The 26211-nt window shown below is 54.7% G+C and carries 25 protein-coding genes and 5 tRNA genes; 3 read left to right on the forward strand and 27 right to left on the reverse strand.

Annotated features, from left to right (window positions below):
- Positions 1-104 precede the first annotated feature (104 nt).
- Complete coding sequence (gpmA, locus tag WFO70_RS10340; RefSeq protein ID WP_032617105.1) at positions 105-857, forward strand: 2,3-diphosphoglycerate-dependent phosphoglycerate mutase; 753 nt, start codon at positions 105-107, stop codon at positions 855-857.
- 66 nt (positions 858-923) lie between these two features.
- Here the strand turns inward: gpmA and aroG are convergent, their stop codons facing one another.
- Positions 924-1976, reverse strand: coding sequence for a 3-deoxy-7-phosphoheptulonate synthase AroG (aroG, locus tag WFO70_RS10345; RefSeq protein ID WP_039029350.1), 1053 nt, complete (start codon positions 1974-1976; stop codon positions 924-926).
- A 320-nt stretch (positions 1977-2296) separates the two neighbouring features.
- Here aroG and WFO70_RS10350 point away from each other — a divergent pair, with 320 nt between their 5' ends.
- Positions 2297-2794 (forward strand): protein YbgS, encoded by a 498-nt coding sequence (locus tag WFO70_RS10350; protein WP_337016654.1) that lies wholly within the window; start codon positions 2297-2299, stop codon positions 2792-2794.
- 108 nt (positions 2795-2902) lie between these two features.
- Positions 2903-3838: a CDF family zinc transporter ZitB gene (zitB, locus tag WFO70_RS10355; RefSeq protein ID WP_337015985.1), complete on the forward strand. Its 936-nt coding sequence runs from the start codon at positions 2903-2905 to the stop codon at positions 3836-3838.
- On the opposite strand, the gene pnuC is transcribed toward zitB, so the two are convergent.
- The 26 genes from pnuC to sdhC form a co-directional block, all read right to left on the reverse strand.
- Positions 3835-4554, reverse strand: a complete 720-nt coding sequence (gene pnuC / locus WFO70_RS10360) for a nicotinamide riboside transporter PnuC (protein WP_337015987.1) — start codon at positions 4552-4554, stop codon at positions 3835-3837. The genes zitB and pnuC overlap by 4 nt on opposite strands.
- Positions 4555-4583: 29 nt before the next feature.
- Complete coding sequence (gene nadA, locus WFO70_RS10365) at positions 4584-5627, reverse strand: quinolinate synthase NadA (protein WP_337015989.1); 1044 nt, start codon at positions 5625-5627, stop codon at positions 4584-4586.
- Positions 5628-5849: 222 nt separating this feature from the next.
- Positions 5850-5925 (reverse strand) — tRNA-Lys (locus tag WFO70_RS10370).
- A gap of 31 nt (positions 5926-5956) precedes the next feature.
- Positions 5957-6032: transfer RNA gene (locus WFO70_RS10375), tRNA-Lys, on the reverse strand.
- A 141-nt stretch (positions 6033-6173) separates the two neighbouring features.
- Positions 6174-6249 (reverse strand) — tRNA-Lys (locus WFO70_RS10380).
- 3 nt (positions 6250-6252) lie between these two features.
- Positions 6253-6328 (reverse strand) — tRNA-Val (locus WFO70_RS10385).
- A 27-nt stretch (positions 6329-6355) separates the two neighbouring features.
- Positions 6356-6431, reverse strand: a tRNA-Lys gene (locus WFO70_RS10390).
- A 162-nt stretch (positions 6432-6593) separates the two neighbouring features.
- On the reverse strand, positions 6594-7388 hold the full coding sequence (gene cpoB / locus WFO70_RS10395) for a cell division protein CpoB (protein ID WP_337015991.1): 795 nt from the start codon (positions 7386-7388) through the stop codon (positions 6594-6596).
- A 9-nt stretch (positions 7389-7397) separates the two neighbouring features.
- Positions 7398-7919 carry a peptidoglycan-associated lipoprotein Pal gene (pal, locus tag WFO70_RS10400; RefSeq protein WP_032617096.1) on the reverse strand — a complete coding sequence of 174 codons (522 nt, stop codon included), beginning with the start codon at positions 7917-7919 and terminating at the stop codon, positions 7398-7400.
- Between the two features lie 34 nt (positions 7920-7953).
- Positions 7954-9246: a Tol-Pal system beta propeller repeat protein TolB gene (gene tolB, locus WFO70_RS10405; protein WP_337016655.1), complete on the reverse strand. Its 1293-nt coding sequence runs from the start codon at positions 9244-9246 to the stop codon at positions 7954-7956.
- A 128-nt stretch (positions 9247-9374) separates the two neighbouring features.
- Positions 9375-10772 (reverse strand): cell envelope integrity protein TolA, encoded by a 1398-nt coding sequence (gene tolA, locus WFO70_RS10410; RefSeq protein WP_337015992.1) that lies wholly within the window; start codon positions 10770-10772, stop codon positions 9375-9377.
- Between the two features lie 37 nt (positions 10773-10809).
- Positions 10810-11238 (reverse strand): colicin uptake protein TolR, encoded by a 429-nt coding sequence (gene tolR, locus WFO70_RS10415; protein WP_032617094.1) that lies wholly within the window; start codon positions 11236-11238, stop codon positions 10810-10812.
- 3 nt (positions 11239-11241) lie between these two features.
- Positions 11242-11934 carry a Tol-Pal system protein TolQ gene (tolQ, locus tag WFO70_RS10420; RefSeq protein WP_072036639.1) on the reverse strand — a complete coding sequence of 231 codons (693 nt, stop codon included), beginning with the start codon at positions 11932-11934 and terminating at the stop codon, positions 11242-11244.
- The gene (gene ybgC / locus WFO70_RS10425; RefSeq protein WP_012016634.1) at positions 11931-12335 is read right to left on the reverse strand and encodes a tol-pal system-associated acyl-CoA thioesterase; all 405 of its coding nucleotides are present in this window, start codon (positions 12333-12335) and stop codon (positions 11931-11933) included. Before ybgC ends, tolQ begins: the two co-directional genes overlap by 4 nt.
- A gap of 147 nt (positions 12336-12482) precedes the next feature.
- Complete coding sequence (gene ybgE, locus WFO70_RS10430) at positions 12483-12767, reverse strand: cyd operon protein YbgE (RefSeq protein WP_142488721.1); 285 nt, start codon at positions 12765-12767, stop codon at positions 12483-12485.
- Positions 12767-12880, reverse strand: a complete 114-nt coding sequence (gene cydX / locus WFO70_RS10435; RefSeq protein WP_006177208.1) for a cytochrome bd-I oxidase subunit CydX — start codon at positions 12878-12880, stop codon at positions 12767-12769. Before cydX ends, ybgE begins: the two co-directional genes overlap by 1 nt.
- 14 nt (positions 12881-12894) lie before the next feature.
- Positions 12895-14034, reverse strand: a complete 1140-nt coding sequence (cydB, locus tag WFO70_RS10440) for a cytochrome d ubiquinol oxidase subunit II (RefSeq protein ID WP_337015994.1) — start codon at positions 14032-14034, stop codon at positions 12895-12897.
- Between the two features lie 15 nt (positions 14035-14049).
- Entirely contained in the window at positions 14050-15618 is a 1569-nt protein-coding gene (gene cydA, locus WFO70_RS10445; RefSeq protein ID WP_333850523.1) for a cytochrome ubiquinol oxidase subunit I, read from the reverse strand.
- Positions 15619-16351: 733 nt separating this feature from the next.
- Positions 16352-17221, reverse strand: coding sequence for a succinate--CoA ligase subunit alpha (gene sucD / locus WFO70_RS10450; RefSeq protein ID WP_032617085.1), 870 nt, complete (start codon positions 17219-17221; stop codon positions 16352-16354).
- Positions 17221-18387, reverse strand: coding sequence for an ADP-forming succinate--CoA ligase subunit beta (sucC, locus tag WFO70_RS10455; RefSeq protein ID WP_142488718.1), 1167 nt, complete (start codon positions 18385-18387; stop codon positions 17221-17223). Before sucC ends, sucD begins: the two co-directional genes overlap by 1 nt.
- An 86-nt stretch (positions 18388-18473) precedes the next feature.
- Positions 18474-19694, reverse strand: coding sequence for a 2-oxoglutarate dehydrogenase complex dihydrolipoyllysine-residue succinyltransferase (odhB, locus tag WFO70_RS10460; protein ID WP_337015995.1), 1221 nt, complete (start codon positions 19692-19694; stop codon positions 18474-18476).
- Positions 19695-19708: 14 nt separating this feature from the next.
- Positions 19709-22516 carry a 2-oxoglutarate dehydrogenase E1 component gene (sucA, locus tag WFO70_RS10465; RefSeq protein ID WP_337015997.1) on the reverse strand — a complete coding sequence of 936 codons (2808 nt, stop codon included), beginning with the start codon at positions 22514-22516 and terminating at the stop codon, positions 19709-19711.
- A 242-nt stretch (positions 22517-22758) separates the two neighbouring features.
- Positions 22759-23475, reverse strand: coding sequence for a succinate dehydrogenase iron-sulfur subunit SdhB (gene sdhB, locus WFO70_RS10470; RefSeq protein WP_103178719.1), 717 nt, complete (start codon positions 23473-23475; stop codon positions 22759-22761).
- A 15-nt stretch (positions 23476-23490) separates the two neighbouring features.
- On the reverse strand, positions 23491-25257 hold the full coding sequence (sdhA, locus tag WFO70_RS10475; RefSeq protein WP_337015998.1) for a succinate dehydrogenase flavoprotein subunit: 1767 nt from the start codon (positions 25255-25257) through the stop codon (positions 23491-23493).
- Positions 25257-25604, reverse strand: a complete 348-nt coding sequence (gene sdhD / locus WFO70_RS10480; RefSeq protein ID WP_337015999.1) for a succinate dehydrogenase membrane anchor subunit — start codon at positions 25602-25604, stop codon at positions 25257-25259. The genes sdhA and sdhD overlap by 1 nt, the downstream gene beginning before the upstream one ends.
- Positions 25598-26002 carry a succinate dehydrogenase cytochrome b556 subunit gene (gene sdhC / locus WFO70_RS10485; RefSeq protein WP_337016656.1) on the reverse strand — a complete coding sequence of 135 codons (405 nt, stop codon included), beginning with the start codon at positions 26000-26002 and terminating at the stop codon, positions 25598-25600. The genes sdhD and sdhC overlap by 7 nt, the downstream gene beginning before the upstream one ends.
- Positions 26003-26211: the final 209 nt, after the last annotated feature.

The raw sequence follows: 26211 nt of genomic DNA on the forward strand, positions 1-26211 counted from the left end.
CTATTTTCGCTATGGTTAGGGTTAAGCGTTGCCCGCGGCTCAACCGCGGCAATATAATGAGAATTGTTATCATTCAAATAATGCTTGTTCTGGAGGAGTAAAATATGGCTGTAACTAAGCTGGTTCTGGTACGTCATGGCGAAAGCCAGTGGAACAACGAAAACCGTTTTACCGGTTGGTATGATGTTGACCTGTCCGAGAAAGGCGTTGGCGAAGCGAAAGCGGCGGGTAAACTGCTGAAAGACGAAGGCTTCAGCTTCGATTTTGCGTATACCTCCGTGCTGAAACGTGCCATCCACACCCTGTGGAACGTGCTGGACGAACTGGATCAGGCCTGGCTGCCGGTTGAGAAATCCTGGAAACTGAACGAGCGTCACTACGGTGCGCTGCAGGGTCTGAACAAAGCAGAAACCGCAGAAAAATACGGTGACGAGCAGGTTAAGCAGTGGCGTCGCGGCTTCGCGGTAACACCACCAGAGCTGACCAAAGATGACGAGCGCTACCCGGGCCACGACCCGCGTTACGCGAAACTGACCGATGCAGAACTGCCACAGACCGAAAGCCTGGCGCTGACCATCGATCGCGTTGTGCCTTACTGGAACGAAACCATCCTGCCACGCCTGAAAAGCGGCGAGCGCGTGATCATCGCGGCTCACGGTAACTCCCTGCGTGCGCTGGTGAAATACCTGGACAACATGGGCGAAGACGAAATCCTCGAACTGAACATCCCAACCGGCGTGCCGCTGGTATACGAGTTCGACGAAAACTTCAAACCAATCAAACACTACTATCTGGGTAACGCTGACGAAATCGCGGCTAAAGCGGCGGCCGTTGCGAACCAGGGTAAAGCCAAGTAATAAAAAAGCCCGGTCGCGATGACCGGGCCTTAGGTTCTGAATGCCGGATGATTATCCGGCATTTTTTTATCCGCGACGGGCTTTCACCGCGTTCGCCAGCTGACGCAGCACCGTTTCGGTATCGTCCCAGCCGATGCAGGCATCGGTGACGCTCTTTCCGTAAACCAGCGGCTCGCTGCCTTCCAGATTCTGATTGCCTTCCACCAGGTGACTTTCAATCATCACCCCGATAATGGCCTTTTCACCGCCGGCAATCTGCTGACAGACATCGGTCCCGACGTCCATCTGCTTTTTGAACTGCTTGCTGGAGTTGGCATGGCTGAAGTCGATCATCACCTGTGCCGCCAGGCCTGCTTTATCCAGACCCGCCTTCACTTCCGCGACGTGTGCCGCGCTGTAGTTAGGCTCTTTGCCGCCGCGCAGAATGATATGGCAGTCGCCGTTACCGCTGGTGTTCACAATTGCGGAGTGACCCCATTTGGTGACGGAGAGGAAGCAGTGCGGCGCTCCGGCAGCATTGATGGCGTCGATTGCCACTTTGATGGTGCCGTCGGTGCCGTTTTTAAAGCCGACCGGGCAGGAGAGACCGGACGCCAGCTCACGGTGAACCTGAGATTCAGTGGTACGTGCGCCAATGGCACCCCAGCTCATCAGATCCGCCAGATACTGCGGGGTGATCATGTCGAGGAACTCACCCGCCGCCGGCAGACCGCTGTCGTTGATATCCAGCAGCAGCTTACGGGCAATGCGCAGACCGTCGTTAATCTGGAAGCTGCCGTCCATATGCGGATCGTTAATCAGCCCTTTCCAGCCCACCGTGGTGCGTGGTTTTTCAAAGTAGACGCGCATGACGATTTCCAGCTCATCCTTCAGCGCCTCGCGCAGCGTCAGCAGACGCGCCGCGTACTCTTTCGCCGCAGCAGGATCATGAATGGAGCACGGACCGATTACCACCAGCAGACGATCGTCATTGCCTTTCAGGATCTTATGGATCGCTTTACGGGCATGAGAAACGGTGTTAGCAGCATTTTCGGTGGCAGGAAACTTTTCAAGGAGCGCTACAGGAGGTAATAACTCGTTGATCTCTTTAATACGTAAATCGTCATTCTGATAATTCATCTTCTTTCCGCGTTGCCATATTTTTATAAACGAATGCAATCCCTTCAATCTATCTTGTCAGTCAGGAAGTGTAAACTCGCTTTTACACTACGCACAGATAAATCCTGGAATTCGCTTTAAAAACGCCACAAAGTAGCGAAAAACGAGATACACCCTAAACTTTTTAACTGTATGCACTGCATTTATTACGTTTACCGCGATTCCATACTGACCTAAGTATTGATCATGGCATCTTTAACCACTGAGCACCGTATCGATTTCGCATATGCACTGTGGAAAGAAGTTATCCAGAACATAACGACCAGAACAGGAGCAGCATGATGAAAATGACTAAACTCGCAACCCTTTTCCTGACCGCTTCCCTCACCATGGCAAGCGGTGCTGCGCTGGCCGCTGATTCGGCCGCCGGCTCTGACAGCAATAACGGCCAGGCAAACGCCGCCGCTGACGCCGGTGCGGTAGCGCCTGACGCGCGTCAGAATATTGCGCCAAATAATACCGGCAATAGCCAGATTAATACCGGTTCCGGCACCACGGGTACCACCAGTAGCGGCGGCAGCGGCACCATGCTTAATCCCGATGGGACGAACGCTACTACCAACGGTACCACTACCGGTAGCGGCAATAGCTCTACCACCGGTGGCTCCAACTCCATCATGGGTAATGACGACCCAAGCAAGATGGGTAATGACGGCATGACCAAGGACGATCAGCACAAGAATTCGATGTGTAAAGACGGTAAATGTCCGGATCAGTCCGGTAAAGTGGATGCCGAACGCACTCCACAAGAACAAAAAACTGACGGCACTACCCAGTAATTCAGGGGAATGCGGTTATGATGAAGGAGAGCTACGGCTCTCCTTTATTTTTTGTGCAAAATGTTAAAAAATCTACACTTACAATAATAATGGAACGGGATCATATTCATGGCGCACTCCCACTCGCACGCCTCTTCTTCGCAGGACGACAATGCTAAACGGCTGATGCTGGCCTTCGCCGTTACGGCTACCTTCATGGTCATCGAAGTGATCGGCGGGCTGGTTTCCGGTTCGCTGGCGCTGCTGGCCGATGCCGGACATATGTTAACGGACGCCGCAGCCCTGCTCTTTGCGCTGCTGGCCGTGGTATTTGCCCGTCGCCCGCCCAGTCATGGCCGCACGTTTGGCTGGCTGCGTCTCACTACCCTTGCCGCCTTCGTCAATGCCATTGCGCTGGTGTTGATCACCGTTTTAATCGTCTGGGAAGCCTTCCAGCGTTTCCGCCATCCTCAGCCTGTCGCGGGCGTCACCATGATGGTGGTGGCGGTCGCCGGGTTGATCGCCAATATTCTGGCATTCTGGATTTTGCATCGTGGCAGTCAGGAGAAAAACCTCAACGTGCGGGCCGCGGCGCTGCATGTGCTGGGGGATCTGCTGGGTTCGGTGGGTGCCATCGCCGCGGCGCTGGTGATCCTCTGGACGGGCTGGACGCCCATCGACCCGATACTGTCGATTTTAGTCTCGTGTCTGGTGTTACGCAGTGCCTGGCGATTACTGCAGGAGAGTGTGAATGAGTTGCTGGAAGGGGCCCCGGCGTCGCTGGATATTCCGGCGCTGAAACGTGACTTAAGCCGATCCATTCCTGAAGTGCGCGACGTGCATCATGTTCACGTCTGGATGGTGGGAGAAAAACCGCTGATGACGCTACATGTACAGGTCATTCCACCCCACGATCATGATGCGTTACTGGGGCGTATCCAGCACTTTCTGGAGCACCATTACGCTATCGCACACAGCACTATCCAGATGGAGTACACCCCCTGTAACGGACCGGACTGCCACCTCAACGAGATCCAGTCCGGCCACGCCCATCATCACCACTAAGGTGCCAGCGCGTGGGAACCCCGTTCACGCGCGCTGTTAATCCACATCCTGCTGCCGTTCAGGGCAATAAAGGTGAGGATCATATACTCCAGCGACATGGCATAAACGCCCTGCAGGGCGAAAATCACCACGCTGATCACATTGATGATCACCCACAGCAGCCAGTTTTCGACATATTTGCGGGTCATCAGGATCATCGCGGCAATCGACAGTACCATCATGCACGAATCCCAGAACGGGAAGGCGTCAGGCTGTAGCTCCGGCATAGTGACGTTCAGTCCCAGGCTGCTCATCACCGACACCGCCACGCGGGTCAGGAAGGCGAACACCGGGTCGATATAGATCGTCATCAGGCCAATAGCGACCACGCAGGCGGCCAGCCAGCCGATAGCTTTCGGCAACGGCAGCCAGCGGATCTGTAGCTCCGCCTCCTGCTGACTGTTCTGCCGCGACCAGGCGTACCAGCCATAGATATTGGCCACAAAGAAGAACAGCTGCAGCAGCAGGCTGGCATACAGCTGGATCTGAAAGAAGATAATGGCGAAGAGCGTGACGTTCACCAGGCCAAATGCATAGTTGACGATCTTCTCGAGGCTGGCGAGCCAGATGCAGAGCAGACCGGCAATCGTGCCGACGGCTTCAATCCATGACAAGTCATAGCCGCCGGTACCAATCGGTATATGTACCAGAATGTTTTGCGTGCTAAAAAAATCCATCTTTTACCCCCAGCGTTACGTTACGTTGCTTAAGGACGTAGTGTAGCCGCAAAATCCAGCATCCGGTTAAGCGGAATTAACGCCCCTTCCCGCAGCGCTGGGTCGACATGGATCTCATGCGCCGCGCCGCCCGACTCCAGACCCTCTGCAATCGCCTTCAGCCCGTTCATCGCCATCCACGGACAGTGGGCACAGCTGCGGCAGGTTGCCCCCTCGCCCGCCGTCGGCGCTTCCAGTAGCTCCTTCTCCGGCACCGCCTGCTGCATTTTGTAGAAGATGCCGCGATCGGTGGCGACGATTAGCTGGCGATGCGGCAGCGTTTTCGCCGCATTAATCAGCTGGCTGGTTGAGCCAACCGCATCCGCCATGTTGACGATTGCCTGAGGGGACTCCGGGTGTACCAGCACGGCGGCTTCCGGATAGAGGGCCTTCATGCGCTCCAGGGCCTGGGTTTTAAACTCGTCGTGAACGATACAGGCCCCCTGCCAGCATAGAATGTCAGCCCCGGTCTGTTTCTGGACGTAGTTACCCAGATGTTTGTCCGGCGCCCAGATAATTTTCTCCCCCAGGCTGTCGAGATGCTCAATCAGCTCCACGGCGATGCTGGAGGTCACCACCCAGTCGGCGCGCGCTTTGACCGCGGCAGAAGTGTTGGCGTAGACCACCACGGTTCTGTCCGGATGGGCGTCACAGAAGGCGGTGAATTCGTCGATTGGGCAGCCTAAGTCCAGCGAGCACTCTGCATTGAGGGTCGGCATCAGAATGGTTTTTTCCGGACTGAGGATTTTCGCCGTCTCGCCCATAAAACGCACTCCGGCCACCAGTAACGTCGAAGCCGGATGTTTTGCCCCGAAGCGCGCCATCTCCAGCGAGTCCGAAATACAGCCGCCGGTCTCTTCGGCCAGCTGCTGAATTTCTGGATCGGTGTAGTAGTGCGCCACCATGACCGCATCACGCTCTTTGAGCAGACGCTTTATCTTTTCACGGTAAAACTGCTTCTCGTCCAGGCTCAGCGGAACAGGCTTCGGCGGGAAGGGGTAGATCGCGGCTTCGGGATCAAACATCACACTCATTTTGGCTTCTCGTTTTACTGGCTTAACAATATTGCCTTTCTTTTGCCTGATATAGCAAGACGCAGGGCAATTGTGTTTTCTATACTAAACAAGATAGCCAATCTGGAGTGAAAAGTCACCGAAATTAGGTGCGGATAGCATTTGTCGGGTGGCGGCTTTGCCTTACCGGACCTATAAAAGCTGTAGATAGCAAAAAGGCGCCTTTAGGGCGCCTTTTTACATTGGTGGGTCGTGCAGGATTCGAACCTGCGACCAATTGATTAAAAGTCAACTGCTCTACCAACTGAGCTAACGACCCCTTGCGGGATGTACTTCAATTTTATTCAGGCTGGTGGGTCGTGCAGGATTCGAACCTGCGACCAATTGATTAAAAGTCAACTGCTCTACCAACTGAGCTAACGACCCATTCGGGTGTTGCCTGAATTATCACTCGGAACCAATAAAATTGGTGGGTCGTGCAGGATGACTCGGCTTCGCCTCGCCCTACGGGCCGTTGCTAAAGCAACGTTATCCTTCACGCTTAATATCTGAGTCAGATATTAAAATTGGTGGGTCGTGCAGGATTCGAACCTGCGACCAATTGATTAAAAGTCAACTGCTCTACCAACTGAGCTAACGACCCGAGTGGTGGGTGATGACGGGCTCGAACCGCCGACCCCCTCCGTGTAAAGGAGATGCTCTACCAACTGAGCTAATCACCCACTCTGAACTGCCGGTACTGCTTTTAGTGGTGGGTCGTGCAGGATTCGAACCTGCGACCAATTGATTAAAAGTCAACTGCTCTACCAACTGAGCTAACGACCCACTATTTTGGCTGCTTTTGGGCTGTTTGATATCCCTTGGCAACGGCGGCATATATTACTGATTTAAGAATTCTGCGCAACTAATATTTTGATGAATATCACTTAACTGCTTAGGAAGTATGCGGCAAGACCAGAAAAAACGCGATTTCTGGTCAACCGGCAATCATCCCATCGCAGCAAGACGTTTTTGCGCTTGTTTTGCACCTTCGGTGCCCGGGAACTTAGTGACCACCTGCTGGTAGACGGCCTTCGCTTTCGCGGTGTCGCCTTTGTCCTGCATGATCACCCCGACCTTGTACATCGCGTCAGGGGCTTTCGGTGATTTCGGGTAATTTTTTACTACGGAGGCGAAATAGAACGCCGCGTCGTCTTTTTTACCCTTGTTATAATTCAACTGTCCCAGCCAGTAGTTTGCATTGGGCTGATAGGTGGAATCAGGGTATTTCTTCACGAAGTTCTGAAACGCCGCCATCGCCTCGTCCTGGCGCGAGTTATCCTGCACCAGGGCAATAGCCGCATTGTAGTCAGTATTCGCATCACCGCTCTGTACAGGCGCGCCTGTTGAGGCTGACGCGTCAGCCTGCGGCGTTGCCGTAGCACCAGCTGCACCGGTTTGATCGCCTGTAGCGGGTTGCGCTGCTGCGCCGCCACTGTTCAGGCTATCCATCTGCAGCAGGATCTGCTTCTGACGCTCCACAACCTGATTGAGCTGATACTGGCTTTCCTGGATCTGTCCGCGCAGTGAATCAATATCGGCCTGGTTGTCAGAGAGCTGCTGCTGAAGTTGGGTTAAAAGCTGGCTGTGAGCATTAGAAATACGCTCGAGTTGGGTGACCCGGTCTTCTACCGAGCCTGAGCCGACACTACTGATTGGTGCCTGAGCAAAAGCGGCCCAGGGGGCCGCTATACCAACCAGTAACGACAGACTCAACAGATGATGTCTGAAGTTACTGCTCATGCAATTCTCTTAGTAAACCAGTACGGCACGACGGTTTTTGGAGTAAGCCGCTTCGTCGTGACCCAGTACTGCAGGTTTTTCTTTACCGTAAGAAACGATGGAGATCTGGTCAGCAGAAACGCCTTTACCCTGCAGGTACATTTTAACGGCGTTAGCACGACGCTCACCCAGGGAGATGTTGTACTCAGGAGTACCACGTTCATCCGCGTGACCTTCTACGGTGACTTTGTAAGATGGGTTGCTACGCAGGAAGTTAGCGTGCGCATCCAGCATCGCAGCGAAGTCAGAACGGATGTCGAACTTGTCCAGATCGAAGTAAACAATGTTGTTCTGCTGCAGCTGCTGCATCTGAAGACGCGCTTGCTCTTCAGAAGACATATTGCCGTTGCCGTTTGCGTCCATACCGGTGCCGGCACCCATCATGCCTTCGCCGCTCTGGTCGTTGCTGGCGTTCTTGTTAGAAGAACACGCTGCGATTGCCATAACAGGCAGAGCGATCATCAGCCCTTTCAGCACTTTGTTCAGTTGCATTTCTATGATTCCTTTATTATTCAATTAATTATTATTACAGGTACGGCGACCAGGCAGGTGATTTTACCTGTCCATCAGTTGCCGGAATACGCGCTTTGAAACGCCCATCGGTAGAAACCAGATTCAGCACGGATCCCATCCCCTGAGAAGAGCTGTAGATAACCATAGTGCCGTTAGGTGCCAGACTTGGCGTTTCATCCAGGAAAGTTGACGACAGAACCTGCACGCCACCCCCGCCCAGATCTTGTTTGGCAATGTGCTGCTGACCGCCGGCCGAGCTGACCATTACCATAAACTTACCGTCAGCGCTCACGTCAGCGTCCTGGTTCTGAGAACCTTCCCAGGTGATACGCTGCGGTGCACCGCCGTTGATATTCACTTTATAAACCTGTGGACGACCTGCCTGGTCAGAGGTAAAGGCCAGGTTCTGGCTGTCCGGGAACCACGTTGGTTCGGTGTTGTTGCTGCGACCGTCGGTGACCTGACGGATCTGGCCGGAGCCGATATCCATCACGTACAGGTTCAGGCTACCGGTTTTAGACAGGGCAAACGCCAGTTTAGAACCGTCCGGCGAGAATGCCGGTGCGCCGTTGTGACGTGGGAACGAAGCAACCTGACGCACTGCGCCGTTAGACAGCGTCTGGATAACCAGCGCTGAACGACCGCTTTCGAAGGTTACGTACGCCAGCTTGGAACCGTCCGGTGACCAGGCCGGAGACATCAGCGGCTGCGGTGAACGGTGAACGGTGAACTGGTTGTAGCCATCGTAGTCAGAGACGCGCAGCTCATACGGGAACTGGCCGCCGTTGGTCTGCACAACATAAGCGATACGGGTGCGGAATGCGCCTTTGATGCTGGTCAGCTTCTCAAACACTTCATCACTCGCCGTGTGGCCCGCATAGCGCAGCCACTGCTTATTCACCTTGTAGGTGTTCTGTGCCAGAACGGTACCCGGTGCGCCGCCGGTATCAACCAGCTGGTAAGCCACGGTATAACCGCCGTCCGGGTTAGGCGTAACCTGACCCACGACCACCGCATCGATACCCAGCGCAGACCATGCCGCTGGCTGCAGCTCAGCTGCAGTGCCCGGCTGCTGTGGCAGACGAGAACGATCTAACGGGTTAAATTTACCGCTGTTGCGCAGGTCAGCAGCAACAATGCCACCCACATCTTCCGGCGCAGCGCCCGGCCCTTTCCACTGGAACGGAACCACACCAATCGGACGTGCCGAGTCCACCCCCTGGGTGATCTCGATACGCACTTCTGCGTGCAGCACAGCTGCCCACAGCATAAAGAAACCTACTGCTACACGTAATGCCTGCTTCATCATGTCTCCCATATCCGGGTAACCTTACCCGCGATAATTTAGCAGAATGTTAACAAACCCAAATAAACAAAACTACCAATCTACAGCCTCAAACGTAGACTGTTTTGCCAACTTTAGCGGGAAAATCGCTACAGTTTGAAGTCCAGTTTGGCATCTTTTACTTTTTCATAAACAGCCTGACTAGGCGGTTTAGGAATTCTGGCAGTTTTAGCCGCTGTCAGAGCAGCCTGACACAACGCAGGATCGCCGCCTTCTTCAGTCACGTCCAGCAGCAGGCCGTCCGGTGCAAGCTTGATATGCAGCACACAGGATTTACCGGCATACAGGTCAGCGCCGTATAAGCGGCTCTGAATAGCGTTACGGATTTGCGATGCATAAGCACTGATATCAGCGCCAGATGCGCCGCCATTAGCGCCACTTGTTCCGCTATCTTTTGCCGGCTGGCCGTTACCTTTGGCTCCGCCTGATTTCGGCGCATTCTTACCTGAGCTCAAATCGCCGAACAGGTCGTCAACGTCCGAAGCGGCTGCTTTTTCCGCGGCGGCTTTTTCCGCGGCGGCTTTTTTCGCTGCTGCAGCTTTCGCGGCGGCAGCTTTGTCAGCAGCAGCTTTATCGGCAGCGGCCTTTTTCTCTGCAGCAGCTTTTTCGGCCGCGGCTTTTTTATCAGCGGCGGCTTTTTCTGCAGCAGCAGCTTTCTTCTCAGCAGCGGCTTTTTCTGCAGCAGCAGCTTTCTTCTCAGCAGCGGCTTTTTCTGCGGCAGCAGCTTTCTCAGCAGCGGCTTTTTCAGCTGCAGCAGCCTTTTTAGCCGCTTCGGCAGCCGCTTTCTTCTCGGCTTCCTGGGCTGCTTGTTTGGCTGCTTCAGCTTCCGCTTTTTTCTGTGCGTCAGCGGCAGCTTTCTTCGCAGCTTCGGCTTCTACTTTCTTCTTCGCATCCGCAGCCGCTTTCGCTGCTTCAGCTTCCGCCTGTTTTTGCGCATCGGCAGCGGCTTTTTTCGCGGCTAATGCAGCAGCGTCCGCGGCTTGTTTTGCCGCCTCAGCAGCTTGCTTCGCCTGAGCATCGGCCTGCGCTTTGGCATCCGCTGCGGCTTTGGCTGCCGCCTCTTCCGCCTGCTTCTGTTTTTCCTGAGCTTGCTTCGCTGCGGCTTCAGCCTGTTTCTGCTGCTCCGCCTGCTCTTTCGCCGCTTCCTGCGCCTGCAAACGCTCTTTCTCAAGCTGCTTCAGACGTTCCTGCTCGGCGGCCTGCTTTTCACGCAGCTCTTCCGCCTGCTGTTGCGCCTGCTTTTCGCGTTGCTCTTCAGCACGTTTTGCACTCGCCTGCTGTTGCTGCTGGCGGTTATAGTTTTGCACCACCGCGCCGGGATCGACCATCACGGCATCGATGGATGAACCTCCCCCACCGCCGGCAGCGGTATCGAGATGCTCATCGAACGAACTCCAGATCAGTGCTGCAAAAAGAATGACATGCAGCACCGCCGAGATAATGATCGCCCGCTTAAGCTTATCGTTTTGTTCGGTTGCCTTTGACACTATGGGTTCCCAAAAACTCTGTTGTGTACGCAGATGATCAAATAGGCTGCGTCATCAAGCCAACTGACTTAACGCCCGCGCTATGCAACAGGTTCAGCGCTTTTATTATTTCATCGTAAGGCACGTCTTTCGCACCACCGATTAAGAAGACCGTTTTCGGATTGGACTGCAGACGTCGTTGCGCTTCGGCAATGACCTGCTCCGGCGGCAGCTGATCAAGACGATCCTTTTCAACCACCACGCTGTACTGCCCTACTCCGGATACCTCAATGATGACCGGTGGATCGTCATTGGTGCTTACAGCCTGAGATTCTGTCGCATCCGGCAGATCAACCTCAACGCTCTGGGTAATGATGGGTGCTGTGGCCATAAAGATCAGCAGCAGCACCAGCAGCACGTCCAGCAGCGGTACAATGTTGATTTCGGACTTCAGTTCGCGACGACCCCGTCCACGCTGTCTGGCCATGGTTTACCCCTTGTTGCTCTCGGTGCTGGTAAACGCCTGGCGGTGCAGAATCGCGGTGAACTCTTCCATGAAGTTGTCGTAGTTCAGTTCCAGTTTGTTCACACGCTGATTCAGGCGGTTATAGGCCATAACTGCTGGAATTGCGGCAAACAGACCGATAGCGGTCGCGATCAGCGCTTCTGCGATACCCGGCGCAACCATCTGCAGCGTCGCCTGTTTTACCGCACCCAGGGCGATAAAGGCGTGCATGATCCCCCAGACCGTACCAAACAGACCAATATACGGGCTGATGGAGCCGACGGTACCCAGGAACGGGATGTGTGTTTCCAGCGTTTCCAGCTCACGGTTCATCGAAATGCGCATCGCACGGGATGCCCCTTCAACGACCGCTTCCGGCGCATGGTTGTTAGCGCGGTGCAAACGGGCGAACTCTTTGAAGCCGCTATAGAAAATTTGCTCGGAGCCGGAGAGGTTTTCACGACGCCCCTGGCTTTCCTGATACAAACGGGAAAGTTCGATACCGGACCAGAACTTATCTTCAAAGGCTTCCGCTTCGCGGCCTGCCGCATTGAGGATACGGGTTCTCTGGATGATGATGGCCCAGGATGCGATTGAGAAACCAATCAAAATCAACATGATAAGTTTAACCAGAAGGCTTGCCTTCAGGAACAAATCAAGGATATTCATGTCAGTCACTGCTTAAACTCCGCGACAATAGACTTAGGAAGCGCACGAGGCTTCATGATGAGTGGATCAACACAGACAATCAGGACTTCAGCTTCGTTCAGTACCGTATTTTCTGCATTGACGATCCGCTGCGTGAAAACCATTGAGGTTCCGCGCATTGATGTTATTTCTGTTTGGACTTCGAGCATATCGTCGAGTCTGGCAGGTGCAAAATACTCCAGCGTCATCTTGCGTACCACGAAGGCAACTCGCTCCGCCAGCAGGACCTGCTGGCTAAAGTGATGATGGCGCAGCATCTCAGTGCGTGCTCGTTCATAAAAGGCAACGTAGCTGGCGTGGTAAACCACACCACCGGCGTCAGTGTCTTCGTAGTAGACACGAACCGGCCATCGAAACAGCGTTGTATTCACTTTATATCCCGGTAATACAAATGAGTTAGAGCTTTTAAACTTCGCTACTATACGCGCGGGAATGGTGGTTTGGAATGGGGGAAAGTAAACGGAGAGTAAATATTTATGGGCCGGGGTAAGCCCATAATATTAACGGATAGTTCTTATTCAGTTGAAAAAGAAAATCAGGCCGACGAGAAGGACCACATCAGCGATCAGCGGGCAGAAGATGCCCTGCCAGTGAACGGCTTTCGGCCGAAAGCCAACGCCGTGGATCACCCCGGCGCACACTGCCCACATGATGAGAAAACCGTGCCAGATTTCAAGCTCGCTGGTTTTCGCCGCGAAGCGCGACGGGTCCCAGAAGATGCAACCTGCCAGCAGCAAAGCCATCACTAAGGAAAGCGCCCTGAGCGGGCGCTTGTCCATGATCCCGTAGAGATACGCGATCATCAGTGCTTTTCTTCACCGGCTTTGGACGCTTCAACATGCTCAAGCGCCAGGGCGGTAATCACACCAAATGCACAGGCAAGAAGCGTTCCTAAAATCCATGCGAAATACCACATATTCAGCTCCTTCCTTAATACATAGAGTGAGTGTTGCTTTCGATATGTTCTTTCGTGATACGACCGTACATTTTCCAGTAACACCACGCGGTGTAAGCCAGAATGATCGGTACGAACACGGCAGCCACAAACGTCATCAGGTTCAGGGTCATCTGACTGGAGGTGGCATCCCACATCGTCAGACTCGCATTCATCATGGTGCTGGATGGCATCACGAATGGGAACATCGCGATACCGGCCGTCAGGATGATGCACGCCAGCGTCAGTGAAGAGAAGACGAATGCCCATGCGCCTTTTTCCATGCGGGAGGTCAGCAGGGTCAGCAGCGGCAGCACCACGCCCAGGGCCGGAATAGCCCACAGAACCGGCGTATGATTGAAGTTCACCAGCCAGGCACCTGCCTGACGAGCCACTTCTTTGGTCAGCGGGTTCGATGGCGCGGTATGGTTAATCGCGGAAGTCACCACGTAACCATCGATGCCGAACATCACCCAAACACCGGCCAGCGCGAAGCCAACCAGGGTCACCAGAGCCGCAATCTGCGAGACGGCGCGGGAACGCAGGTGCAGTTCACCCACGGTACGCATCTGCAGGTAAGTGGCACCCTGAGTCAGGATCATCGCCACGCTGACCACGCCTGCCAGCAGACCGAACGGGTTCAGCAGCTGGAAGAAGTTGCCGGTGTAGTACAGGCGCATATATTCATCGAGGTGGAACGGCACGCCCTGCAGCAGGTTGCCGAACGCCACGCCGATCACCAGCGGCGGCACGAAGCTACCGATGAAGATGCCCCAGTCCCACATGTTGCGCCAGCGGGTGTCTTCGATCTTCGAGCGGTAGTCAAAACCAACCGGACGGAAGAACAACGACGCCAGCACCAGGATCATCGCCACATAGAAGCCGGAGAACGCAGCCGCGTAGACCATCGGCCAGGCAGCGAACAGCGCGCCGCCTGCGGTGATCAGCCACACCTGGTTACCGTCCCAGTGCGGGGCGATGGAGTTAATCATAATTCGACGCTCGGTATCATTACGACCGAGGAAGCGGGTGAGCATGCCCACCCCCATGTCGAAACCGTCAGTGACCGCAAAGCCAATCAGTAAGATCCCGACCAGCAGCCACCAGATAAAACGCAATACTTCATAATCGATCATTTGACGACTCCTGTCTTAGCGTGCCGGCTGAGAAGCCACGGTGGACTGCTCGTAGTGGTAGCGACCGGTTTTCAGGCTGCTTGGGCCAAGGCGCGCAAACTTGAACATCAGGAACAGTTCAGCCACCAGGAACAGGGTATACAGGCCACAAATCAGCAGCATGGAGAAAATCAGATCCCCGGCGGTCAGGGAGGAGTTCGCTACCGCGGTTGGCAGTACCTCACCGATAGCCCACGGCTGACGACCGTATTCCGCAACAAACCAGCCGGACTCGATGGCGATCCATGGCAGCGGCATGCCGTACAGGGCAGAACGCAGCAGCCATTTACGCTGACCGATACGGTTACGAATCACCGACCAGAAGGAGGCAGCAATAATCAGCAGCATGATGATGCCGCAGCCAACCATGATACGGAACGCGAAGTACAGCGGCGCCACGCGTGGAATCGAGTCTTTGGTGGCCATCTGAATCTGCTCTTCCGTCGCGTCAGAGACATTCGGGGTATAGCGTTTCAGCAGCAGGCCGTAACCGAGGTCTTTTTTCACGTTGTTGAACTGGTCGCGAACGGACTGATCGGTCGAACCGGAACGCAGCTGCTCCAGCAGGGAGTAAGCTTTCATCCCGTTACGGATACGCTCTTCATGCTGCACCAGCAGATCTTTCAGGCCGATAACCGGCGTATCCACAGAGCGGGTGGCAATGATGCCCAACGCATAAGGGATCTGAATAGCAAAGTGGTTTTCCTGCGCATCCTGATCGGGAATACCAAACAGGGTAAAGGCTGCCGGAGCCGGTTGGGTTTCCCACTCTGCTTCGATTGCCGCCAGTTTGGTTTTCTGCACGTCGCCCATCTCGTAGCCGGATTCATCACCCAGCACGATAACGGAGAGGATTGCCGCCATACCGAAGCTCGCCGCGATGGCGAAGGAGCGCTTGGCAAAGGCGAAGTCACGACCGCGCAGCATGTAGTAGGAGCTGATGCCCAGCACGAACATCGCGCCGCAGACATAGCCAGACGCCACGGTGTGAACAAATTTCACCTGGGCAACCGGGTTCAGCACCAGCTCGGAGAAGCTGACCATCTCCATACGCATGGTTTCGAAGTTGAAATCAGATGCGATAGGGTTCTGCATCCAGCCGTTGGCCACCAGGATCCACAGTGCGGACAGGTTAGAGCCTAAGGCAACCAGCCAGGTGACAGCCATATGCTGCACTTTACCCAGACGGTCCCAGCCAAAGAAGAACAGACCTACAAAGGTGGATTCGAGGAAGAAGGCCATCAGACCTTCAATGGCCAGCGGCGCACCGAAGATATCCCCGACATAGTGGGAATAGTAAGACCAGTTAGTCCCGAACTGGAACTCCATGGTCAGACCGGTGGCCACGCCCAGCGCAAAGTTGATACCAAACAACTTGCCCCAGAACTTGGTCATATCTTTATAAATCTGTTTGCCGGAAAGGACGTAGACCGTCTCCATAATGGCCAGCAGGAACGCCATACCGAGCGTCAGTGGCACAAACAGGAAGTGGTACATCGCGGTCAAGGCAAACTGTAAGCGCGACAGTTCGACTATATCTAACATCATGACTCCTTGCTCATCGCATGAAGACTCCGGGAGTGGATCCCGTTAGAAAAGATCCACACACATGCCCCAATACAAAAAATTATCAGCTTCCTTTCTTCGTTACTTAATCTTCCCAGGAGGAAAAAGCCATGATGAAAGGTTACAGATACGTTAATAAAAACCCGAAATTGATCCCGTAAATATATTACGCTGCAAAACCCTTACAATAAACAGGTTTTTATTGGAAGTGTTTTACATTTTACGACGGTGATCAATATATAGCGAATTTACCACTTTTCGACCAGATTGATCGGGAGCAATTTAACGCTTTTTGACGTCCTTTTCCAGGCATTAAATATTGATATAAATCAATATTGATGGGCCGTGTTAAAGGTGTTTCTTGATGGTGAATCTAATGACTTTTTTGTTAAGTTTATGTTGGCATCATGGACAAATAGTTATTGAATCTGCACTGTAATATCAATAAAAGTGACTTAAATTAACCTGAGATATGCTGTGATTTTAATAAGCGCCAAACCGGTAAGCGTAGTCACTCAGTTGCACTTATTCAAATGATGGATAGCTGGATAATTAAATAACATTTATTTTACTTTTGAGCGCCTTTAAATTAACACCAAGCTGTAATCATTTTGCAAAGTTCAAAAATAAAAAAGGCCATCTTACGATGGCCAACCATGTCGAAACGGACATTTATTATGTCAAAGCTCCCCGCACGGGGAGCAGAGAGGATTTACTTAATGATGGATTTCAGGGCTTCACCGATGTCAGCCAGGCTGCGTACGGTTTTCACGCCTGCGGCTTCCAGCGCTGCGAATTTCTCATCCGCAGTCCCTTTGCCGCCCGCGATGATGGCGCCAGCGTGGCCCATACGCTTGCCTTTCGGCGCAGTCACACCCGCGATATAGCCCACAACCGGCTTAGTCACGTGATCTTTGATGTAAGCAGCCGCTTCTTCTTCTGCGCTACCGCCGATCTCACCGATCATTACGATGGCTTCAGTCTGCGGGTCTTCCTGGAACAGCTTCAGGATGTCGATGAAGTTAGAGCCCGGGATTGGGTCGCCGCCGATGCCCACACAGGTGGACTGGCCGAAACCGTAGTCGGTGGTCTGCTTAACCGCTTCATAGGTCAGGGTACCGGAACGTGAGACGATGCCCACTTTGCCCGGCTTGTGAATGTGGCCCGGCATGATGCCGATTTTGCATTCGCCTGGGGTGATCACGCCCGGGCAGTTTGGCCCGATCATGCGCACGCCTGCTTCGTCCAGCTTCACTTTCACGGTCAGCATATCCAGAGTCGGGATGCCTTCGGTAATGGTGATGATCAGTTTGATGCCTGCGTCGATGGCTTCCAGAATGGAGTCTTTGCAGAACGGAGCCGGAACGTAGATGACGGTGGCGGTCGCGCCAGTCGCTTCTACGGCTTCACGTACGGTGTTGAACACCGGCAGGCCCAGATGCGTGGTGCCGCCTTTACCTGGGGTTACGCCGCCAACCATCTGCGTACCGTAGGCAATCGCCTGCTCAGAGTGGAATGAACCCTGGCTACCGGTGAAGCCCTGGCAGATGACCTTGGTATCTTTATTAATTAAAACGGACATTATTTCCCCTCCACTGCGGCAACTACCTGCTGAGCGGCATCCGTCAGACTTTTCGCTGCAATAATATTCAGGCCGCTGTCAGCCAGTTTTTTCGCGCCGAGTTCAGCGTTGTTCCCTTCCAGACGTACAACAACCGGGACGTTAACGCCCACTTCTTCTACCGCACCGATGATGCCGTCAGCGATCAGGTCGCAACGTACGATGCCGCCGAAGATGTTCACCAGAACCGCTTTCACGTTGTCGTCAGAGAGGATGATTTTGAAGGCTTCGGTCACGCGCTCTTTGGTCGCGCCGCCGCCCACGTCGAGGAAGTTTGCCGGCTCGCCGCCGTGCAGCTTAACGATGTCCATGGTGCCCATTGCCAGGCCCGCACCGTTAACCATGCAGCCGATGTTGCCATCCAGCGCCACGTAGTTCAGTTCCCACTGTGCAGCCTGCGCTTCACGTGGATCTTCCTGAGACTGGTCGCGCATTTCGCGCAGATCGGCCTGGCGGAACAGTGCGTTGCCGTCAGCGCCCAGTTTGCCATCGAGGCAGATCAGGTCGCCCTGCTTGGTGATCACCAGCGGGTTGATCTCGATCAGAGCCAGATCGCGCTCGAGGAAGATGTTAGCCAGACCCATGAAGATTTTGGTGAATTGCTGCACCAGTTTACCTTCCAGACCCAGTTTGAATGCCAGCTCGCGTCCCTGGTAAGGCATTGGGCCTGCCAGCGGATCGATAGCGACTTTATGGATCAGGTGCGGAGTCTCTTCCGCCACTTTCTCGATTTCCACGCCGCCTTCGGTAGAGGCCATGAACACCACGCGACGGGAGCTACGGTCAACGACGGCACCGAGGTACAGTTCTTTTGCAATGTCGGTCGCCGCTTCAACCAGGATCTGGTTAACCGGCTGGCCGCTCGCGTCTGTCTGGTAGGTCACCAGACGTTTGCCCAGCCAATGCTCTGCAAACGCACGGATCTCTTCTTTACTGTTAACGACCTTCACACCGCCCGCTTTACCACGGCCGCCAGCGTGAACCTGACATTTCACTACCCAAGGACCGGCGCCGATTTTAGATGCGGCTTCTTCTGCTTCGCGAGGGGTATTGCAGGCATAACCCACCGGAGCCGGTAAGCCATACCGGGCAAACAGCTGTTTTGCCTGATATTCATGTAAGTTCATGTGTTCTATCCATCCTTCAGGGTAATCGTTAGGTCATGCTTTTGTAGGCCCGGCAAGCAAAGCGCCGCCGGGCAATGGTGCTAAAACTAAACGTCCAGCAGCAGACGCGTTGGATCTTCCAGCAGCTCTTTAATGGCAACCAGGAAGCCCACGGATTCGCGGCCGTCGATCAGACGGTGATCGTAAGAGAGCGCCAGATACATCATCGGCAGGATCTCCACTTTACCGTCAACCGCCATCGGACGATCTTTGATGGCGTGCATGCCCAGGATCGCGCTCTGCGGTGGGTTGATGATCGGAGTAGACATCAGCGAGCCGAATACGCCGCCGTTGGTAATGGTGAAGTTACCGCCGGTCAGGTCATCTACGGTCAGCTTGCCGTCACGGCCTTTCACTGCCAGTTCTTTGATATTCTTCTCGATGTCCGCCATGCCCAGGGTGTCCACATCACGCAGAACCGGGGTCACCAGGCCGCGCGGAGTAGAAACCGCCATGCTCACGTCGAAGTAGTTGTGATAGACCACATCATCGCCGTCGATGGACGCGTTCACTTCCGGGTAGCGTTTCAGCGCTTCAACCACCGCTTTCACGTAGAAGGACATAAAGCCCAGACGGATACCGTGACGTTTTTCAAACGCGTCACCGTACTGCTTACGCAGGTCCATGATTGGCTTCATGTTCACTTCGTTGAAGGTGGTCAGCATCGCGGTGGAGTTTTTCGCTTCCAGCAGACGCTCGGCCACACGCTTACGCAGGCGAGTCATTGGCACGCGTTTTTCGCTACGGGCACCCAGAGCAGGCTGTGCTGCCGGTGCTGCCACAGGGGCTTTCGCTTCTGCCTGAGCAGGCGCTTTCGCCAGGTGTTTGTCGATATCTTCGCGGGTCAGACGACCGCCGACACCGGTACCTTTGATGGCTGCCGGATCAAGGCTGTGTTCAGCCAGCAGGCGACGGATCGCCGGGCTGAGCGCGTCGTTAGACTGTTCTTCCAGAGAGGCCTGCTGGCGCTGAGCCGGCGTAGAGGCTTTCTCTTCAGATTTCGCGCTGGACTCTTTGCCCGCGCTGTTGCCTTCACGCAGGCGACCCAGGATCTGGCGAGAGGTCACGGTTGTGCCTTCATCTTCCAGGACTGCATCCAGAATGCCATCCGCCGATGCCGGTACTTCCAGTACCACTTTGTCAGTTTCGATTTCTACCAGCACTTCATCGCGCTTAACGGCGTCGCCTGGTTTTTTGTGCCAGGTGGCGACGGTCGCATCTGCTACAGATTCAGGCAGGTCGGGAACAAGAATATCTACGCTACTCATTATGTATCCTTTAATTAATCGACGTTCAGCGCGTCATTGACCAGATCTTGTTGCTGCTTCTGGTGAACGGACATATACCCTACCGCCGGAGAGGCGGAGGCCGGGCGACCTGCGTAACGCAGGGCAGACCCAAATGGAATCACTTCACGGAAATGATGCTGGCTGCAGTACCATGCGCCCTGGTTAAGCGGCTCTTCCTGGCACCAGACAAAATCATGTACGTGAGCATATTGTTTCAGCACGTCCTGCATCGCCTGATGCGGGAACGGATAAAGCTGTTCGATACGCACGATGGCGACATCTTTCTGATCGTTCTTACGGCGCTGTTCCAGCAGGTCGTAGTAAACCTTACCAGAACACATCACCACGCGTTTAACCGCCTGTGGATCCAGCTCGTCAATCTCGCCAATCGCCGGCAGGAAGGTGCCGTTTGCCAGCTCATCCAGGCTGGAGACCGCCAGCGGGTGACGCAGCAGGGATTTCGGCGACATGACCACCAGCGGACGGCGCATACCGCGCAGCGCCTGACGACGCAGCATGTGGTAAACCTGAGCCGGGGTGGACGGCACGCAAACCTGCATGTTCTGCTCAGCGCAGAGTTGCAGATAACGTTCCAGACGCGCGGAGGAGTGCTCCGGCCCCTGCCCTTCGTAGCCGTGCGGCAGCAGCATCACCAGGCCACACATACGGCCCCACTTCTGTTCGCCAGAGGAGATGAACTGGTCGATAACCACCTGCGCACCGTTGGCGAAGTCGCCGAACTGCGCTTCCCAGATGGTCAGGGTGCGGGGTTCTGCGGTGGCGTAACCGTATTCAAACGCCAGGACCGCTTCTTCAGACAGCACGGAATCCCAGACCTTAAACTGGCCCTGACCGTTGTGCACGTGCTGCAGCGGGGTGTAGGTGGAACCGTTGGTCTGGTTATGAATAACCGCGTGGCGGTGGAAGAAGGTGCCACGACCGGCATCTTCACCGGACAGACGAACCGGAATGCCTTCGTCAACCAGGGTCGCATAGGCCAGGTTTTCTGCCCCGCCCCAGTCGAACAGCTTCTCGCCTGCCGCCATGGACTGACGGTCAGAGTAGATTTTCTGCACGCGGGACTGCATTTCGATCGCTTCAGGTACAGTGCTGATGCGTTTTGCCAGCTCCTGCAGACGCTTCATCTCGACCTTGTTCGGGTAGCTCTCATCCCACTCGTGGTTGAGGTACGGCGACCAGGTAAAGGAGTGCATGTTCATCGGACGCAGCTCTTTCACCACGCACTCGCCGGCATCCAGCGCATCACGGTAGAGATTGACCATCTCGGTGGCATCTTCCAGCGTAACCACTTTCTCGCTTTCCAGCTTGTCAGCATAGATTTTGCGCGGGGTCGGATGCTTTTTGATTTTCTGGTACATCAGCGGCTGGGTTGCACTCGGCTCGTCCGCTTCGTTATGGCCGTGACGGCGATAGCAGAACAGGTCGATGAGCACGTCACGCTTGAAGGTGTTACGGAAGTCCAGCGCCAGACGGGTGACGAAAGCCACGGCTTCCGGGTCATCCGCGTTAACGTGGAAGATCGGTGCCTGAACCATCTTACCGATGTCGGTGCAGTATGGCGTGGAACGCGCATCCAGTGGGTTGGAGGTGGTGAAGCCCACCTGGTTGTTGATCACGATGCGAACGGTACCGCCCACTTCGTAACCACGTGCTTTCGACATGTTCAGGGTTTCCTGAACCACGCCCTGACCGGTGATCGCCGCATCGCCGTGAATGGTGATTGGCAGCACTTTGTTACTGCTCGGCTCGTCCAGACGATCCAGACGCGCGCGCACGGAGCCGATCACTACCGGGCTCACGATCTCGAGGTGCGATGGGTTAAACGCCAGCGCCATGTGGACCAGGCCGCCTTTGGTTTCGATATCCGATGAGAAGCCCATGTGGTACTTCACGTCACCGGTACCGAGGTGTTCTTTATGTTTGCCCGCGAATTCGTCGAACAGATCCTGCGGCTTTTTACCCAGCACGTTGATCAGCACGTTCAGACGACCACGGTGCGCCATACCCAGCACCACTTCGCGGGTCCCGCTGTTGCCCGCATGGCGGATCAGCTCTTTCAGCATTGGTACCAGCGCATCGCCGCCTTCCAGCGAGAAGCGTTTTGCACCCGGGAATTTGGCACCGAGGTAGCGCTCCAGCCCTTCTGCGGCGGTCAGTTCGCTCAGGAAGCGTTTTTTCTCGTCGGCATTGAAGGTGGATTTACCGGCAACCGATTCAATGCGCTGCTGGATCCAGCGTTTCTCTTCGGTGGAGGTGATGTGCATATATTCCGCACCGATAGAGCCGCAGTAGGTCTGCTTCAGCGCAGTCAGCAGCTCGCCCAGCTTCATCGTGTCTTTGCCGATGGCGAAAGAACCTACGTTGAAGGTTTCCTGGAAATCAGCTTCGGTCAGATCGTGATAAGCCGGATCGAGATCTGCCACACGCTCCTGCTGCCACAACCCCAGCGGATCCAGATTCGCATGCTGGTGGCCACGGAAACGGTAGGCGTTAATCAGCTGCAGGACTTTAACCTGCTTTGCATTGGTGTCAGGGTCGGAGATGGCGGAAGAGTAACGTGAGGCATCCTTCGCCAGACGACGGAAATAATCACGTGTTTTGGAATGAAATTGATCCGGTTTGACTCCTGTTCCAGGTAACTGCTGGAACATCGAACGCCAGTTAGCGTCCACTGAGTCAGGGTCGGTTAAGAAGTCTTCATAGAGCTGTTCAATCCAGCTTTGGTTTGCACCAGAGAGGAATGAAGAGTCCAGCCAGGCTTTCATTGCGCCGTTCTGCATCGTGATCCCTTAAGCATTTTTATGCTTACTTTCGCCGTAGAAACTACCACGCACACCACGTGTACGTGCCGGGGTTCACCTGCGAGCTCTTCTTTATATAGCGGCTCGCGAAGGAACCTTTAGAAACTGTCTAAACTTCAGGGCAGTTTTTAAAGGTTTCTGCATTTTGCCCGGTGACGCTACGCTTACCGGGCCTACGTAACAGTAGGCCGGATAAGCGCAGCGCCATCCGGCGTTGTTACTTACGCACTGCGCTGCAACAACATCGACTTAATGTGGCCGATGGCGCGCGTCGGGTTCAGCCCCTTAGGACATACACTGACGCAGTTCATGATGCTGTGGCAGCGGAATACGCTGAAAGCATCACTCAGCCCTTCCAGGCGGTTGTCGGTTTCGGTATCACGGCTGTCAATCAGGAAGCGATACGCTGCCAGCAGGCCAGCCGGGCCGATAAACTTGTCCGGGTTCCACCAGAACGACGGGCAAGAGGTCGAACAACATGCGCAGAGAATACACTCATACAGGCCATCGAGTTTTTCACGCTGCTCTGGCGACTGTAAATGCTCGCGAGCGGGTGGATTTTGCCCATTATTCAACAAGTAAGGCTTAATCTTCTCATATTGTGCATAGAATTGCCCCATGTCCACCACCAAATCACGCACCACCGGCAGGCCTGGCAGAGGACGGATAACAATTTTCTGACCAGGACGGTTGAGCGCCGAGATCGGGGTGATACAGGCCAGACCGTTTTTGCCATTCATGTTCAGGCCGTCGGAGCCACAAACCCCTTCACGGCAGGAACGACGGAATGACAGTGTCGGATCTTTTTCCTTCAGCTGCATTAAGGCATCAAGCAGCATCATGTCGCGACCTTCTTCCGCTTCCAGGGTGTAATCCTGCATACGCGGAGCGTCATCAACATCCGGGTTATAACGATAAACTGAGAATTCGAGTTTCATTGTCCTGTCTCCGCATTAATAAGTACGAATCTTCGGCGGGAACGCCGGACGCAGTTTCGGTTCCATATTGACGCTACGACGTGTCATGGATTCCGACTCTGGCAGATACAGGGAATGGCACAGCCAGTTTTCGTCGTCACGATCCGGGAAGTCGAAGCGGCTATGCGCGCCACGGCTTTCGGTACGGAAGTTTGCAGAGACCGCGGTTGCATAAGCGGTTTCCATCAGGTTATCCAGCTCCAGACACTCGACGCGCTGGGTGTTGAACTCGCTGGAGGTATCGTCCAGACGGGCATTTTTCAGACGCTCGCGGATCGCTTTCAGCTGCTCAAGCCCTTTCGCCATCGCATCGCCTTCACGGAATACCGAGAAGTTGTGCTGCATGCACTCCTGCAGCGCCTTACGGATTTCCACCGGATCTTCGCCGTTGCGGTTACCGTTCCAGCGATTCAGACGCTCCAGAGAGGCGTCGATATTGGCGTCGGTGGCATCACGCAGCGGACCCTGCTCGGCAATGGACTCCTGCAGATGCAGACCCACCGCACGACCAAACACCACCAGGTCGAGCAGGGAGTTGCCGCCCAGACGGTTGGCACCGTGTACAGATACGCAGGCAATTTCGCCTACCGCGAACAGGCCCGGAATCACCACATCTTCGCCCTGCTCGTTCACGGTCAGCGCCTGGCCGGTCACTTTGGTCGGAATACCGCCCATCATGTAGTGGCAGGTTGGGATAACCGGAATCGGCTCTTTCACCGGGTCGACGTGAGCGAAGGTGCGGGACAGCTCCAGAATGCCCGGCAGACGGGATTCCAGCACCTCTTTACCCAGATGGTCGAGTTTCAGCTTCGCGTGTGGACCCCATGGGCCGTCACAGCCGCGGCCTTCACGGATTTCGATCATGATGGAACGCGCCACCACGTCACGACCCGCCAGGTCTTTCGCATTCGGGGCATAACGCTCCATGAAGCGCTCGCCGTGTTTGTTCAGCAGGTAGCCACCTTCACCACGGCAGCCTTCCGTCACCAGAACGCCTGCACCGGCGATACCGGTTGGGTGGAACTGCCACATCTCCATATCCTGCACCGGCACGCCAGCGCGGATTGCCATACCGACACCGTCACCGGTGTTGATATGGGCGTTAGTGGTGGACTGGTAAATACGGCCTGCCCCGCCGGTGGCCAACACGGTGGCGCGGGCTTTGAAGTAGACCACTTCACCGGTTTCGATGCACAGCGCGGTACAACCAACGATCGCGCCATCTTCGTTTTTCACCAGATCCAGCGCATACCATTCGGAGAAGATGGTGGTCTTGTTCTTAAGGTTCTGCTGATACAGGGTATGCAGCAGGGCGTGACCGGTACGGTCAGCCGCAGCCGCGGTACGTGCCGCCTGCTCGCCGCCGAAATCTTTCGACTGGCCGCCAAACGGACGTTGATAGATGGTGCCATTTTCCAGGCGGGAGAACGGCAGACCCATATGGTCCAGCTCCAGAATCGCTTCCGGGCCGGTTTTACACATATATTCAATGGCGTCCTGGTCACCGATGTAATCGGAGCCTTTCACCGTGTCGTACATATGCCATTCCCAGTTATCTTCATGGGTATTACCGAGCGCTACGGTGATACCACCCTGCGCAGATACGGTATGGGAACGGGTCGGGAAGACTTTAGAAAGCAGCGCACAGCTCTGGCCGCTCTGGGAAATTTGCAGCGCCGCGCGCATACCTGCGCCACCGGCACCAATCACTACAGCATCAAATTCTCTGACTGGCAGTTTCATCACACACCCCACACCACAACGAATCCATAAATAACGTAAACCGCAAGCGCAACCACGATAGCCAGTTGCAGAACGAGGCGAATCGCCACGGGTTTAACGTAGTCGGTCAATACCTGCCACATGCCAATCCATGCGTGGATCAGGATGGAGGCCAGCGCCAGCAGGGTGAAGACTTTGGTGAATGCCGAACCGAAGAAACCGGTCCAGATTTCCCACGTCAGGTCGCCGCTGGTGGCAAAGAAACCGATCAGGTAGATGATGTAGAGGGTGAGAACGATAGCGGTAGCACGGACCAGAATGAAGTCATGTACGCCGTTGCGTCCAAATGCGGAGGCGTTGCTTACCATACGAGAACTCCTGCGAGAAGTGCGAGCACGACAGTGATGACAAATGAAATGTTAGCGGTGCGTTTGCCAGCTTCGAAGGTCTCTTCCAGATAGCCGAAGTCCATCAGCATGTGGCGGACACCGCCAACAACGTGATAGGCCAGCGCGGTCAGGATGCCCCACATGATAAATTTCACGAAGAAACCGTTCATGATGTCGGAGGCCTGCTGGAATCCTTCCGGAGACGAGAGGCTGGTACCCAGTAACCATAACAGGATACCCACCGCGACAAACGTGATCACACCGGATACACGATGAAGGATGGACGCTATTGCCGTTACGGGGAATCGGATCGTTTTGAGATCCAGATTGACAGGTCTTTGTTTTTTCACATTTCTTATCATGAATAACGCCCACATGCTGTTCTTATAGTTTCCTTCCTCCGGACTGCGATGCGGGTCAGACAGCGTGCCTTTTATATAACTGTGCGTCATGCAAAACATTGCTTCCAGATGCTTAAATGACACGTTACAACGCTGGTTGGCTCGGGATTGCAGGGTTTTCCGGAGACCTGGCGGCAGTATAGGCCGTTCACAAAATCATTACAATTAACCTACATACAGTTTGT

Origin of the sequence: Leclercia sp. AS011 (assembly GCF_037152535.1) — a bacterium.
GTDB lineage: Bacteria > Pseudomonadota > Gammaproteobacteria > Enterobacterales > Enterobacteriaceae > Enterobacter.